A 14,284-nucleotide genomic window follows, 5' to 3' on the forward strand; every position below is an offset into this window, starting at 1 on the left:
CCGGGCGTTTTAATACGAACTGCTTTAACCTGAACGTCGCTGCATCAGCAGACTTAACGCGGCGGGCAGCACCGTGAGCGTCACCAGCGTGCCGCTGACCAGACCACCAATAATCGCCAGCGCCATCGGCCCCCAGAACACCTGATGGGCGATAGGGATCATGCCAAGTATCGCGGCACAGGTGGTCAGCAGGATGGGACGCGCCCGGTGATGGGCGGCCTGCCGTATAGCGTCACCGGCAGGCAGTCCGGCGCGGCTGTTCGCATCCACTTCACTGATCATAATCACCGCGTTGCGGATGATGATCCCCGCCAGCGCAATAATCCCCAGCAGCGCGACAAACCCCAGCGGTGTGCCCGCCGGCAGCATCGCGGAGACGATGCCGGGCAGGCCAAACGGCGCCATGCTCAGCGCCAGCAGCATGCCGGAGAAGCGTTGCAGCTGAATCATCAGCAGGACCAGCATGGCGCAGATCGTCACCGGCAGCAGGGCAAACACCGAACCATTGCCTTTGTCCGATTCCGCCGCTACGCCACCTTCTTCAATACCGTATCCGGCTGGCAGTGAGGCGCGCAGGGCGGCGACATCCGGCGCGAGCTGTTGCGAGACCTGTTCTGCCCGCTGACCGGGCGCGATATCGGTCTGCACGGTGATGTAAGAGAGCCGCTGACGGCGCCAGATCACCGGATCATCCACGCCCCAGTTCAGGGTCGCTACCTGGCGCAGCGGAATTTTCTGTCCGCTGGCGTTGGTGATCATCAATCCTTCCAGCGTCTCCGTGTTCTGCCGCTCGGCGTCATTGCTGCGTAGCACCACGTCAATCAGCCGGTTGCGATCGCGCAGAGTAGTCACCACGCTGCCGGACATCAGGGTGTTCAGCGCAGAGGCGATGGTGTCGGACGATAGTCCGGCGGCGCGGGCGGCGGTCTGGTTTACCGCCAGCGTCATGACCCGCTCCGGCTCCCCGGCGGTGAGATTGACCTCGCGGGTCAGCGGAGAACGGGCGAGCAGCGCTGCCAGCTCACCGGCAGCCTGCCGCACCCGGCCATTGTCCGGGCCGGTGATGCGATATTTCAGCGGCCAGCCCACCGGCGGACCCAGCTCCAGCGGCGAGACCCGCGTCGTGATATCACTGAAATCCGCGGCCAGTTTCTTCTCCAGCCTGCTGCGCAGCCGATCGCGTACCGCCAGATTTTTCGCCACCACCACCAGCTGTGCGATATTTTCATTATCCAGCAACACATCCATCGGCAGATAGAAGCGTATTGCGCCAGAGCCGACGTAACTGGTGAAGTTCGCCACATCCCGATCGTTGCGCAGCATCTGTTCCAGCTGAGCGGTACGGCGCGTGGTTTCCGCCTGGGCCGCACTGGCGGGCAGCGTCAGGCTGACCAGCAGTTCAGGGCGGTCTGACGCCGGGAAAAATTCACCCTGCATAAAGGTGGTGGCGTACAGGCTGACCAGCAGCACTGCCAGCGCTGCCCCAATCGTCATCAGCCGGTGGCGCAGAATGACCTCCAGCAGCCCGTGATAGCCGCGCGTCAGTAAGCCCGGCGGCTGGTGGGCTTTGATGCGCTTCGCTGACAGCAGCCAGCAGCCGGTGAGCGGCGAGAAGATGACCGCAACCCCCCATGAGCAGAGCAGCGCCAGCGTAATCACCACAAACAGCGAGTAGCAATACTCCCCGGCACTGGAGGCGGCGAATCCGACCGGGATGAACCCGGCGATCATCACCAGCGTACCGGTCAGCATCGGAAAGGCGGTGGTTCTGAATGCATACGTCGCGGCCTGCCACTTGCTGTCGCCCGCTTCAAGTCGTGCCACCATCGCCTCGACGGTGATCATGGCGTCATCCACCAGCAGCCCGAGCGCAATAATCAGCGCGCCCAGTGAGATGCGCTGCAGTCCGATGCCCGCCAGCAACATGCCGGTAAAGGTCATCGCCAGCACCAGCGGTATAGCCGCCGCTACCACCAGACCGGCACGCAGTCCCAGCGAAACAAAGGAGACGGCTAACACGATGACGACCGCTTCGCCCAGTATCCGCACAAAGCCGCTAACCGCTTGTTTCACCAAGGAAGACTGATCGGCGACGCGGGTCATGGTTATGCCGTGCGGTAGCTGACCGGCCAGCGTCTGCATGCGCTGTTTAAGCTGTTTACCGAAATCGAGCATGTTGCCGCTGGCGGCCATGGAGATTGCCAGCCCGATAGCTGGGACGCCGTTAACCCGGAAGGTGGGTGCCGGCGGTTCAGCAGGTTGCAGGCTGATGGTCGCCAGATCGGTCAGCGGGATGAAACGCTCCCCGATATGCAGGGTAATCGCCTGCAGGCTTTCGACCGAGGTCAGGGTGCCGCTGACCCGCAGCGCGATATTTTCGCGGTCGGTACGCAGGCTGCCAGCGGGCACCACATCGTTCTGCGCTTTGATGGCGTCGCTGACCTGCTGTAAATCGAGCCCCATGCCGTTCAGCTTGCGCGGGGAAAAGGCAATAACCACCTGCTGCTCCTGTACACCCAGCAGACTGGTTTTGCCAATGTCAGGCAGACTGGCCAGGCTGCGGCGCAGGTTATCAACCCGATCGCGCAGCTCTCTGGCGGTAAAGCCATCCGCTGTGAAGCCGTAAATTGTGCCGAAGGTGTTATCAAACTCGTCGTTAACCGCCGGACCCTGCACGCCCTGCGGCAGGGAAGACGTCACATCATGCATCTTTTTCCGCAGCTGATACCAGATACCAGCCACCTCAGACGGCGGCGTGTCATCGCGCAGGTTGACATAAATAACCGTCTCTCCGGCGCGGGTCTCGCTCTCAACCGCATCCAGCGACGGGATCTCCTGCACCTTCTGTTCCAGCACGTCCGTCAGCAGTTGTACGGTGGTGTTTACGTCAGCGCCGGGCCACCGGGCAGAGATCACGGCGGTTTTGATGGTAAACACCGGGTCTTCATTACGTGACAGGCGTTCATAACTCAGCACACCCGCTGCCATCACCAGCAGCATGAAGAAGATGACCAGCTGCTGATGCGCCAGCGCCCAGCCGGAAAGGTTAAAGCCAGTCAGTTTTTTCATGAACCCTCCTGCGCCAGCGTCACTTTTTCACCGGGCTGCAGGGTGCCGACACCGGCGGTAACCACGCGCTCGCCTGGCCGGATCCCGGCAGAGACAAAGATTTGCTGTGCGCTGAAGCGGGCCAGCACCACCGGACGAAGCTGTAAGCGTGATGCCGCATCAACCACCAGCAGCGCGGGCTTGTCTGCGAAGCGGGTCAGGGCGCTGGCGGGCAGGGCGATGACCGGCGGTTGCGCATCGGGAAGCGTGACGGTGACGGTGGCACCCAGTGCCATCGCCTCGGGTGGCTGATGCATTGAGATGCGCAGCCGCCAGGTACGGGTCTGTGAATCGGCCTGTGGACTGATGTCACGTATCGTGCCACTGGCCTGGATGTCCGGGTCGGCGAGCAGCGTCACCTTCAGCGGAGTCTGGTCGTCAGCTCGCAGCAGAGCAGGCGTTGTCAGATCAAACACCGCATCGCGTGCATCACCGGCTGCCAGCGTCATCACAGTCTGTCCGGCGCTGACCACCTGGCCGTGCTGAACCGGGAGGGCGGTAATCCGGCCTGCGGCGGGCGCAATGAGCCGGGTCCAGCTGAGATTATCCTGGGCATTTTTCAGCGCCGCTTCGCTGCTGAGACGGCGGGACTGCGCGCTCTGCCAGTCCGCCTGGGCGCTATCCAGCTGGCTGCGGGCGATGGCACCGCCGGGCATCAGCAGCCGCATCCGGTGGAGGTTAAGCGCAGCGACGCGTTCGGCGGCGCGGGCGCTGTCGAGATCGGCTTGCGCGCTGCTCAGCTGATTACGTGACTGATCGTTTTCCAGCGCGGCCAGGGGTTGCCCGGCGGTGACGCGATCGCCCAGCTCAACCGCGCGGCTCACCACCCGGCCATCCAGCCTGAAGGCCAGTGCAACCTCTTCATGGGCGCGGATTTCACCGGTCAGCACGCTTGACGCGTCACTGCTGAGCGGCGGGGCAATCACCGTTTTGACCGGACGGAGCGGGGCGGCGGGCGGGGCAGCATTGTTGTCCCGGCAGCCGGTCATGATGAATACGCCGAGCAGCACGAACACGATCGGCGCGAAGATATGAACACTGAAGAGATGACGCCACACCTGGCGGGCAGCATCCGATAAGAAGTCTGTCATAACCGGGTTCCTTTAATGAGTTGTGCTCATTGAACCCGGCCTGTGTCCAGAAACGTTCCATGAACCATCAAGAAATGGTCAAGTCAGAAAATTTATCCCGCCGGTAGCGTTATCCCAATCAGCAGACCACCCTCGGCAGGCAGGGTGGCGTGCAGCGATCCGCCGTGCGCCTCGATAATCGCTTTGGCGATCGACAGCCCCAGCCCGCTGCCGCCGGAGTGGCGGGCGCGTGAGGAGTCAGCCCGGGTAAAGCGGTCAAACAGCTGCGGCAGGAAGTCTGGCTCTACGCCCTGACCGTAATCACGGAAAGTCAGCGTGGTCGCCTTATCGTTCTGGCTGGCGGTGATCAATAGTACGCCACCGTCGGCGGCGTAGCGCAGCGCATTTTCACAGAGGATGGTTATGACCTGACCCAGGCGAAAGGTGTCGGCGCAGAGCAGCAGATCGCCGGGTGCCATTACGCTGATGACGACACCCGACTCTTCTGCCTGTGGCAGCAGCCAGCCTGAACGCTCGCGCAGTAACTCAGAGAGATTAAATCGCTCGCGGTTGAGGGTAAGCTGCCCGGCATCTGCCAGTGACAGCAGATGCAGTTCATCGGTCAGGCTACTCAGCTGCGTCAGTTGCTTCATGATCATCGCCAGCTGCTGCGGCTCGGCAGGAAAAACGCCGTCCAGAATGCCCTGCAGGCGGCCCATCGCTGCTGTCAATGGCGAGCGGAGTTCGTGTGCCATCGCCACATGCGAGGTGCGCAACTCACGATCGTAGCGCGCCAGCTGTTGTGTCATCTGGTTAAAATCGTCGGTAAAGCGCACCAGCTCCTGCGGGGCTTCTTTCACTACCGCTGCCGTCCGGCCAAATTCCCCTTTCGACACCGCACGCGCCGCCGTCGCCAGCTGGCTGAACTGCGCCGACAGCGGACGGGCGAAACGCAGCGCCATCATCACCATAAACGGGATGGTGACCACGACCAGGACCAGCACGGTCAGCCAGTCAGATGATGCCAGCGAGGGATCGGAAAATTTGATCCCCCACCACTGATCGACAATCTGATGAAAGCGCGCCGGATCGCTGGCGGGATGATGACGCAGCTGCGTGAACTCATCGAGCAGCGCGGGCGGCATCCGGTAGTAGACCCAGAACGCCTGCACCGCAAAGCGCAACCACATACAGGCGGCGATGAGGATCACGCTGCCGATGGCCAGAAACAGCACCCGGATGCAGATCCAGCGCCACAGTGAAGTGTGCGTATCGTTCTTCATGGCTGTCTGAACCGGTAACCGACGCTGCGTACTGCCGGTAATACATCAGAGATGCCCGCGGCTTCCAGCTTGCGGCGAAGGTTATAGACGTGGGTATCGACCACCCGTTCCAGCGCATCGCTTTCCGGCAGGCAGTGCTCCAGCAGAAACAGGCGAGTAAAAGGCCGCGTCGGGGCACGCATCAGCGTGACCAGCAGAGAAAATTCGGTGGGCGTCAGATCCAGGCGGCGCGGTGCATCACTGTCACTATCAACCACGGCGGTAAGTGCCAGCGGATCAACCACCAGACCCGCCCAGCGCAGCGATTCTGCGGCGGGCGCGTGACTCTGGCTGCGGCGCAGCACGGCCTGAACGCGCGCCACGACTTCGCCCGGATGGTAGGGTTTGACCACGTAGTCATCAGCGCCGTAGCGTAGCGCGCCGATGCGGTCCGGCGCGTCACCCATCGCCGTCACCATAATTACCGGGGTATCGTCACGCCGACGCAGCGCGGCCAGCACTTCGGTGCCGTTCATGCCAGGCAGCATGATGTCCAGCAGGATCAGATCGGGCTGCCAGCGTCCTGCGGTTTCCAGCCCGCCGGGTCCGTCACCGGCAATCATGACCTCATAGTTTTCACGTTTCAGGTAGGCCTCAAGTACACCCGCCGCATCCGCGTCATCTTCAATAATCAGTACACGTTTTGACTGCATTTTCGGATCACCTTGACTGTTTCTTCATAAATCCCTGGTCGTTCATTGACACTCGCCTCGCATACTCCGGCCAGTGACGCGGCACTGAATCCCTCAGCTCCGCACCTGATGTGATAATGAGGAAACGTGATGATAACCGGAAAAATAACGCTTCACATGGTCTGTTTTTCGCTGGGGTTAAGTGCCGCTACTGCTATGGCTGATGAGAGTGCCACGCCACCGCCCAGCCTGACGCTGGGCATTGCGGGCATTAATGCACCGCGTTATAGCGGCGCAGATAAGCAGCACTGGCAGCTGATGCCGGTTATTCAGGCGCGCGACGGCGCATTCTTTTTCGACTCGCAAAAAGGCATTGGTTATGACCTGCAGGCGGATAACGGGCTGTATCTGGAACATACCCTAGGCTACGGACTGGGTCGCTCTGACCGTAACTCATCGTGGCGCGACGGTGATGATCGGCTCAGAGGCATGGGGAATATCGACTCAACGGTTAACACCGCGCTGGCGGTGGGCTGGTCGGTTACCCCGTGGTTTGTGGTTGAGGGTAAAGCGACGCTGCCATTAAGTGATAGTCAGGGCGTGCAGTACCGGACGTCTGTAACCCTGATTCCCTGGCAGACCCAGGACGATACGGTGGCACTGCAGGTGGCAGGTCTGGCTGGCGATGCGCGTTATATGAATACCTGGTATGGCGTGAGCAGTGAGCAGAGTGCTCGTAGCGGGTTTAAACGCTATAACACCGCGGGGGGATTTTATGGCACAGACACCAGCCTGACATGGAGTCACCAGTTCACGCCCGCCTGGGCTGCCAGCGTGATCGGCGATTACACCTGGCTGGATAAGCATGCTTCAGATAGCCCCATCGTCGCCCGGTACAATGGCGCTTCGGCCACGCTGGCATTGAGCTACACCTTCTGAATAGCATCATGAAGAAAAGTGAGATGCGTAGCCATCGATGGTTGCTGGCTGCGCTGATTCTGTTCTATCTGCTGGTTTATACCCTTCTCGTTGTGGCGCTGAGTCTGTTTGATGCGCCGTTACAGGGATAAGGACATCAATAATAATCACTGCAGGGCTTACAGTTATTAAGTCATCCTGTTACCGAATAAATCAATGCTGATATAGCGGCTGGCAGGAAATAGAAATACATTGCTAGTGAATGTAATATTGCTAATTAACAGGCGTGATTAATAAATTTAAACTGAGCCGGTTTATCCTTGGTAAATTGTGCTGAAAAAACAGGTGATTCAGGCGATAATCTTTTTTATAATTCGTAATCACTTGTTTATTCCGGTTGGGATATTGTTAATGGATATATAAAATCATGATTTCTGTTAGCTTATTAATTTCTATCTTGCTGTTCTTTAAGGTATTTATCTGTGGATATTAAGGGGTTGCTTATTTTGGATGTATTCGTTTTACTTTTAAATATTTCAGTTAACCCAGCATAGATGTAGTGCATTTTAATTCACAGATAACACAGCGATAATATTGCCATCCGGCCTGGATAAACCACTCTTCCCTGAGCTATCAGTATGTGAACCTTATAGAAAGTAAACCGATGAGAAAGAAAAAAAGCCCTGTACCCCATGACGCGACATTCCGACAGTTTCTGGCAAATCCGGATGTTGCCAGAGATTTTATGCAGCTGCATCTTCCTGAAGAACTGCGTAAAATCTGCGATCTCGGCACACTTAAGCTTGAATCCGGCTCCTTTGTTGAAGACGATTTGCGGCAATATTTTAGTGACGTCCTTTACAGTCTTAAAACCTCAGCCGGGGACGGCTATATACACGTTCTGATTGAACATCAATCTACACCTGACAGACATATGACGTTTCGCCTGATGCGTTATGCGATTGCCGCTATGCAACAGCATCTTGCAGCCGGTCATAAAAAGCTGCCTCTGGTGATACCTGTATTGTTCTACACCGGTAAGCGCACGCCCTATCCTTATTCGACCCGCTGGTTCGACGAATTTGATGATCCGGCTGTGGCAGAACAACTCTATGGAAGTGCTTTTCCGCTGGTGGACGTCACGGTTATTCCTGATGACGAAATCATGAAGCACCGTAGCATGGCCGCACTGACGCTGATGCAGAAGCATATTCATCAACGTGATATAGCTTCCATCATTGACCGTCTGAGTACCTTACTGATGGCCGATTATCTTTCTTCACCCCAGGTATTGGCGCTGATACACTATTTAATGCAGGCAGGTGAATCAGCTGATCACGAAGCTTTCGTTCGCGAACTGGCACAGCGGGTGCCGCAACACGGAGATGCACTGATGACTATTGCACAGCAGCTTGAGCAAAAAGGTATCGCAAAAGGTATAGAAAAGGGTATAGAAAAAGGCCGCGCTGAAGGTATTGAGCTGGGCGAACAGCGTGGAATGGAGAAAGGCCGCAGTGAAGGTAAGCGCGAAGCCACTCTGGAAATCGCTCGCGTTATGTTACAGCGCGGCCTTGAACGTAAAACCATCATGGAAATGACAGGTCTTTCCTCAGACGATCTGGCTAACATCCAGCATTAAGCCTCTGCGGATAAGACCTGATGACAATTTTTCACTTCAGGGAAAGCAAAGCTCTCAGGTCTTATTGCCCGCCGGCTGGCGCTGCAGGTAATTCCAGGCTGCGCCCAGCATGCCGGAGTCGTTACCGTAGGTTGCGGCATCTATGCGGATATCAGGATCATATTTTGCCAGCTGCTCTCCCAGTTCCTTGAGGAAGGGTTCGCGCTCAGTAATTCCCCCGCCAATAAATACCCTCTGTGGGTCGAACACGCTGAACAGGTTATATAAGCAGGCCGCAAGATCCGCATAAAATTTATTTACCACCTGCTGCGCGGCGTCTTCATTACGATCGTATGCGTCAAAGACATCTTTACCACTGACATCGTCGGCAGGCTTATCAATAAGCTGGCTGTAATTCTCCCGCAGCGCCGTCATGGTACAGCTCTGGCTCATGGTGTGGCGTTCTATATTGCCGCTGGTGGGACGCGACGTCAGCAGGCAACCAAACTCGCCAGCCCGGTTGCGTCCACCCCGAATCAGTGCGCCATTGCAAAAGGCCGCTCCGCCTAACCCGGTGCCTATCGTCAGCATCAGGAAATCGTTGAGCTTTTTCGCTTTTCCCAGCCACTTTTCCGCCAGCAGCGCACAGTGTGCATCGTTTTCGACGGTAGCAGGCAGGGACGTTTTTTCTGTCAGCCACTGGCTCAGATGAAACTGGTCAAAGTCACGTATGGTGCCGCCCATGGCAATATAACCAGCGTCAGCATCAATATAACCGGGTGTGCTGACGGCAATACCAGCACAACCGGGATTTTTCTCCAGCCAGGCCAGGATTTCATCAAGTATTTTATCGCGTGCATTATGGGAAATATCAGCACTATCGCTGGTCAGAATATTTCCCTGATCGTCAATCACACCCATTTTTAAAGAGGTACCACCAATATCGAAAGCTGCAATTTTCATCAACGTTCTCTGAAGTTGTTTTCATTCGATTAATTGTAGTGCTGAAAGAAAAGGGCAGACGGCCAGGCGACGGCAATTTTGTCAGGAAAGGTACAGATTTATAAAGCTGATGCTGAAGGGCTGAAGACCGGCGGCACACAGGTAATAACAGAATGCGCTGTATAGGCTGGATGGTGATGTGATCAGCGACGCTGCCAGTATATCCGGCAGCGCCGATTGAGTCGTCAATATGCCGACATTACCACTTACGTAGCAGAATAGTGGCATTGACGCCGCCAAAACCAAATCCGTTCGACATGGCATAGTTCAGCGCCGCAGGTCGGGCTTTAAGCGCCACCAGGTCAAGACTGCCTGCTGCTTCATTGGGATGATAAAGATTCAGTGTTGGCGGAATAAGCTGATGGCGCAGGGCCAGCAGTGTGAATATCGCCTCAACGCCACCCGCCGCACCCAGCAGATGACCGGTGGCGGATTTGGTTGATGAGATCGCGACCGGCGAATCATCGCCAAAAACGGCGCGAATAGCGGACAGCTCACCGTGATCGCCGACCTGAGTCGAGGTTGCATGAGCATTGATATGCTGAACGTCATCCGGGCTGATCCCCGCCTGTCGCAGAGCTAACCTCATCGCCCGCGCAGCGCCACTGCCATCCTCCGGACCCGCCGTAAGATGGTAAGCATCAGCGCTGGTGCCGTAGCCGACAATCTCCGCCAGCGGCGTCGCTCCGCGTGCCTCTGCATGGGCCAGCGACTCAATGACCAGCAGGCCGGCGCCTTCGGCCATGACAAAGCCGCTTCTGTCCCGATCAAACGGACGTGAGGCGTGGTGCGGCTCATCTTCATATCCTGCGCATAGTGCGCGCGCGGCTGCGAAACAGCCCAGCGTCACGCGATCCAGCGCCGCTTCGGTGCCGCCACAAATCGCAATGTCCGCTTCACCACTTCTGATTAATCTTGCAGCGTCACCAATAGCCTGTACGCCTGCTGCACAGGCAGTAACAGGCGCGCCGAGCGGGCCGGTGAAACCGTGTTTAATTGAGATATGACCGGCTGCCATGTTCGCCAGAAACGAGGGTGCAGTAAAAGGTGAGAGCCTGCGCGGACCACGCGCGTCGGTCGTGCGCACTGCGTCGGCAATCGCACCAAAGCCGCCAACGCCAGAAGCAATGATCGTAGCCGTGCGTTCACGCGCAGACGCATCTTCAGGATGCCAGCCTGCCTGCTTCAGCGCTTCTTCCGCTGCCAGCAGGGCAAACTCAATAAACCGCGACATCTTTTTTCGCTCTTTTGGCGCAATGAACGACGCCGGGTCATATCCGGCCAGCGGATCGTCTTCGATGCCGGGCACGCTGCCCCCCACTGAAATACCGGTTCCTGCGGTGAGCGTATCGGGCAGAACGCGAATACCCGATTCACCCGCCGTTAATCGCTGCCAGACGGTTTCAACGCCACAACCCAGCGGCGAGACGATACCCGCGCCAGTGATGACGATGCGTTGAGATAAGGTTGAATGACTCATGCGGTTGCTCCCGTAGTCAGTCCGGACAGCGAATAAAGTACTGCCGCAGAAAGTTGATGCGCGCCTGAAGCGCGATTAACGAGACCCTTAGCAGAAGGGTGCGATGTGCGAATGCAGGTATGAAAGTGAACAGACAAAGATAAGCTTAGCAGCATCAGGATCCTGAGCGATAATCAGACAGGCCGTTATCTTTGCCTTTGTGACCAATTAAGTCAATAGTCACTTCATTCAGGGCGCAAGACTGCGTAATACCAGTGCGGCCAGCTGCGTGGAAGCGGCCTCAGCCTCATCGAGGCTGTATTGCAGTAGCACCGGGCTGACATAGGGTCTGATTACCCGATAGATAGCTTCTGCCGCGTCGTCAGCCGGAGTTTTACGCTCAAACTCACCCATTTCACGACCCCTGCGAAGGATCTGCTGAATCAGATTCAGAATCCGCTTTTCGTAAGCCATGGCAGAGGGCCAGCGGTCGCGCGACGCGACAGCGGCAATGTCATAGAGTTTACGTTCGTGAAAAAATAGCTCAGTACTGGTGGCGGAAAGCGTCTGAAACAGCCGCCGCAGTTGTTCTGATGCGCCTGGAGCATCGGCGATCGCGGTTTCAGCACGTTCCATGATCATCGCCAGCCGGTTTGAACAAATCACTTCGCCAATCGCCTGTTTCGATTCAAAAAACTTGTAGATATAGGCTTTGGAAAAGCCGATAGCCCGGGCGAGATCTGAGACGGTGGTTTTTTCGTAGCCGTAATGCGCAAAGTGCTGCATGGCAGCCTCGACAATCTGGTCACGCACATTGTGATCGGCAGGACCGCGCGTTCCACTGTCCGTTACGGATTGGGTCATTATGATAGCCTGACAAATTGAAGGTGGGTGATAAATTCAGTGACCACTGTTATGGGTGGTCACATTTTAAGTCCTGCTGCGGCGAAAAGCTATGAATTGCCGCGTAAGAATTGTTCTTGCAGGCCGCCAGGCCAGTTACTGCGTTTAAGATTAATTTACTGACGCAGTGTGTCGATGGCGATGTTCCATTGATTGAGCTTGTTGTACAGCGCCGTACGTGAAATACCCAGTAGCTTAGCAGACTGGCGCATATTTCCGCCCTGAGCGCGCAGTGTCTGCAGGATACAGGCTCGCTCATTATCCTGCAGCAGACTGCTGGCAGACGTATGGTTTTCAGCATCACTGCGGGTCACCATCGCTGGCGGCAAATCGGCGAGGTCGATAATGTGGCTCTGGCAAAGATTAACGATTCGCTCGACCAGATTTTCCAGCTCACGCACGTTGCCAGGCCAGTGCCAGGCCTCAAGAGCGTTCATTGCTTCAGGACTGACCTGCGGAGGCAGTTTATTCAGCCGCTGACACAGCGTGCGGATAAAGGTATTCACCAGATCGGGAATATCGCTTTGCCGTTCACGCAGGGCGGGGATGGTCAGCGAAATGACATTCAGGCGATAAAACAGGTCACGCCGGAAGGCACCCTGTTCGACTGCGCTTTGCAGATCGCAGTGGGTCGCCGCGATAATACGGACATCCACTTTTACCGGATGCGCCGCCCCGATGCGCAGTACTTCACTCTCCTGCAGTACACGTAGCAGGCTGGTCTGCGCCTCCAGCGGCATCTCGCCAATCTCGTCCAGAAACAGTGTGCCCCCGTCGGCCAGTTCAAACTTGCCTGCCGATCCACCGCGCCGTGAACCGGTAAAGGCGCCATCGACGTAGCCGAACAGCTCGCTCTGTACCAGATCACGCGGCAGTGCGCCGCAGTTGACGGCGACAAAGGACTCATGTGCCCGGCTACTGGCGTTGTGGATCGCCTGAGCAAACAGTTCTTTGCCGGTTCCGCTTTCACCGGTCAGCAGAACGGTACTGTCACTGCGACTGCTGGCGCGGGCATCCTGAAGTGCCTGCTGAAGCGTAGGGGCCTGACCGCGTATCATATCAAAGGTATAACTGGCGCTGACGCCGAGAACCCGTCGCGTAATGGCGCGAATGCGCTGGTTTTCCCGAAGCGAGAGGATACGCCCGCCGTCCGGGGCCGGCATCAGCGAGACCAGACAGGAGACGCTGTGCCTGCCATCAGGGCGGAAAACCATCTCACGGTCATTGCAGCAGGGCAGGGTAAGCAGCGAACCAGATTGGGGTTGCAGCAGCTGGTCAATCGAAGCGTTACCGGCATCAAGACCGGCAAAGATCTGACGCGCATAGCGATTCAGCGTTTTGATACGTCCCTCGCGGTCACAGACCACCACGCCTTCATTCAGGTTTTCCAGTATCGACTGCTGCTCGGCCAGCAGGCGGCGCAGCGTCAGCTGCTGGCCGATCGCTTCTGCGGCGGCCTGTACCGTTCCCAGCGTATGAGCATTGAAGTTGTCAGGAGTGGCGGTCAGCGTCAGCACGCCAGTCATCTGACCGCTGGCATCCCGGATGGGCGCTGCGGCACACTGCCGGTTACGTTTACGCAGTGCGATTTTCCAGTTTTCCCCACTCAGCACGTATACCAGCCGCTGCTCGCGCAGGCAGCGCGCTGTGCAATTCGTGCCCAGAATTTCCTCACGCAGAACGCTGCCAACCGGCGTCAGGTCGCTGCCGCAGAAGCTCAGCACTACGCCCTGAGCATCGGTCAGATTAATGTGTCCATCGGGATTATAGGCCAGCAGATTCTCCATCACGCTATGAGCCACGGCGATCAGCTCGCTGTTATGACTCAGGATAGCGGCCAGCTCTGACGGATCGGTCGGGGTGTAGCAGAAGTGCGTTGGATCGATGTGATGCTCGCGGGAGCGTGCCCAGGATTGCAGAATACTGCGGCGGATCCAGTGTGGCTTTTCACCCTGGAGAAACGCCTGCCAGCCGCGCACAAGCTGTGTTTCCCACTGTGCCGCGTCACTGCCGTCCGGCAGGCTGAATATGGCGTCGCTCTCTTCTTTATTTGGCAATAAATCATGCAGCGATTGCATCTCACTCTCCCGACGTCGATGAAATGTCCATTTTAATGACATGTTAAGTTGACATGTACATTTTACTTTCAGTTATGAAGAGGCTTCTGCGAGCGCGTTCACAGAAACACCTGCTTAAAAACTGGCATCCGCTTTGCAACGCTGTTGATAACGCTCACCGGTTAAAAACAACCT

General features: G+C 57.2%; 10 protein-coding genes. 2 read left to right on the forward strand and 8 right to left on the reverse strand.

Features of this window, described 5'->3' with window-relative positions; translation table 11 throughout:
* Positions 1–24 precede the first annotated feature (24 nt).
* The 4 genes from EGO56_RS21665 to EGO56_RS21680 form a co-directional block, all read right to left on the reverse strand.
* On the reverse strand, positions 25–3,069 hold the full coding sequence (locus EGO56_RS21665; protein WP_135911079.1) for an efflux RND transporter permease subunit: 3,045 nt from the start codon (positions 3,067–3,069) through the stop codon (positions 25–27).
* Positions 3,066–4,199, reverse strand: a complete 1,134-nt coding sequence (locus EGO56_RS21670) for an efflux RND transporter periplasmic adaptor subunit (RefSeq protein WP_135911080.1) — start codon at positions 4,197–4,199, stop codon at positions 3,066–3,068. The genes EGO56_RS21665 and EGO56_RS21670 overlap by 4 nt, the downstream gene beginning before the upstream one ends.
* Positions 4,200–4,291: 92 nt before the next feature.
* Complete coding sequence (locus EGO56_RS21675) at positions 4,292–5,461, reverse strand: sensor histidine kinase (protein WP_135911081.1); 1,170 nt, start codon at positions 5,459–5,461, stop codon at positions 4,292–4,294.
* The gene (locus EGO56_RS21680) at positions 5,458–6,153 is read right to left on the reverse strand and encodes a response regulator (protein ID WP_033785233.1); all 696 of its coding nucleotides are present in this window, start codon (positions 6,151–6,153) and stop codon (positions 5,458–5,460) included. The genes EGO56_RS21675 and EGO56_RS21680 overlap by 4 nt, the downstream gene beginning before the upstream one ends.
* 129 nt (positions 6,154–6,282) lie before the next feature.
* Here EGO56_RS21680 and EGO56_RS21685 point away from each other — a divergent pair, with 129 nt between their 5' ends.
* Both EGO56_RS21685 and EGO56_RS21690 read left to right on the forward strand, forming a co-directional pair.
* Positions 6,283–7,071 carry a MipA/OmpV family protein gene (locus EGO56_RS21685; RefSeq protein ID WP_135911082.1) on the forward strand — a complete coding sequence of 263 codons (789 nt, stop codon included), beginning with the start codon at positions 6,283–6,285 and terminating at the stop codon, positions 7,069–7,071.
* Positions 7,072–7,714: 643 nt separating this feature from the next.
* A complete protein-coding gene (locus EGO56_RS21690; RefSeq protein WP_135911083.1) occupies positions 7,715–8,689 on the forward strand; it encodes an Rpn family recombination-promoting nuclease/putative transposase in 975 nt (324 codons plus the stop codon).
* Between the two features lie 54 nt (positions 8,690–8,743).
* Here EGO56_RS21690 and EGO56_RS21695 read toward each other — a convergent pair whose 3' ends face one another.
* From EGO56_RS21695 to EGO56_RS21710, 4 genes are all read right to left on the reverse strand, one after another.
* Positions 8,744–9,631: an ROK family protein gene (locus tag EGO56_RS21695; protein ID WP_135911084.1), complete on the reverse strand. Its 888-nt coding sequence runs from the start codon at positions 9,629–9,631 to the stop codon at positions 8,744–8,746.
* Positions 9,632–9,869: 238 nt separating this feature from the next.
* Positions 9,870–11,150, reverse strand: coding sequence for a beta-ketoacyl-ACP synthase II (gene fabF, locus EGO56_RS21700; RefSeq protein WP_135911085.1), 1,281 nt, complete (start codon positions 11,148–11,150; stop codon positions 9,870–9,872).
* 228 nt (positions 11,151–11,378) lie between these two features.
* A complete protein-coding gene (locus EGO56_RS21705; protein ID WP_013356598.1) occupies positions 11,379–11,993 on the reverse strand; it encodes a TetR/AcrR family transcriptional regulator in 615 nt (204 codons plus the stop codon).
* Positions 11,994–12,148: 155 nt separating this feature from the next.
* A complete protein-coding gene (locus EGO56_RS21710; protein WP_135911086.1) occupies positions 12,149–14,110 on the reverse strand; it encodes a sigma-54-dependent Fis family transcriptional regulator in 1,962 nt (653 codons plus the stop codon).
* Between the last annotated feature and the right edge of the window lie 174 nt (positions 14,111–14,284).

Source organism: Pantoea vagans, assembly GCF_004792415.1.
In the GTDB taxonomy this organism is placed as follows: domain Bacteria; phylum Pseudomonadota; class Gammaproteobacteria; order Enterobacterales; family Enterobacteriaceae; genus Pantoea; species Pantoea vagans.

Excerpts from the sequence above, each read along its gene's own strand:
- EGO56_RS21665 (WP_135911079.1), bottom strand. The coding sequence starts at position 3,069 with ATGAAAAAACTGACTGGCTTTAACCTTTCCGGCTGGGCGCTGGCGCAT.
- EGO56_RS21670 (WP_135911080.1), bottom strand. The coding sequence starts at position 4,199 with ATGACAGACTTCTTATCGGATGCTGCCCGCCAGGTGTGGCGTCATCTC.
- EGO56_RS21675 (WP_135911081.1), bottom strand. The coding sequence starts at position 5,461 with ATGAAGAACGATACGCACACTTCACTGTGGCGCTGGATCTGCATCCGG.
- EGO56_RS21680 (WP_033785233.1), bottom strand. The coding sequence starts at position 6,153 with ATGCAGTCAAAACGTGTACTGATTATTGAAGATGACGCGGATGCGGCG.
- EGO56_RS21685 (WP_135911082.1), top strand. The coding sequence starts at position 6,283 with ATGATAACCGGAAAAATAACGCTTCACATGGTCTGTTTTTCGCTGGGG.
- EGO56_RS21690 (WP_135911083.1), top strand. The coding sequence starts at position 7,715 with ATGAGAAAGAAAAAAAGCCCTGTACCCCATGACGCGACATTCCGACAG.
- EGO56_RS21695 (WP_135911084.1), bottom strand. The coding sequence starts at position 9,631 with ATGAAAATTGCAGCTTTCGATATTGGTGGTACCTCTTTAAAAATGGGT.
- fabF (WP_135911085.1), bottom strand. The coding sequence starts at position 11,150 with ATGAGTCATTCAACCTTATCTCAACGCATCGTCATCACTGGCGCGGGT.
- EGO56_RS21705 (WP_013356598.1), bottom strand. The coding sequence starts at position 11,993 with ATGACCCAATCCGTAACGGACAGTGGAACGCGCGGTCCTGCCGATCAC.
- EGO56_RS21710 (WP_135911086.1), bottom strand. The coding sequence starts at position 14,110 with ATGCAATCGCTGCATGATTTATTGCCAAATAAAGAAGAGAGCGACGCC.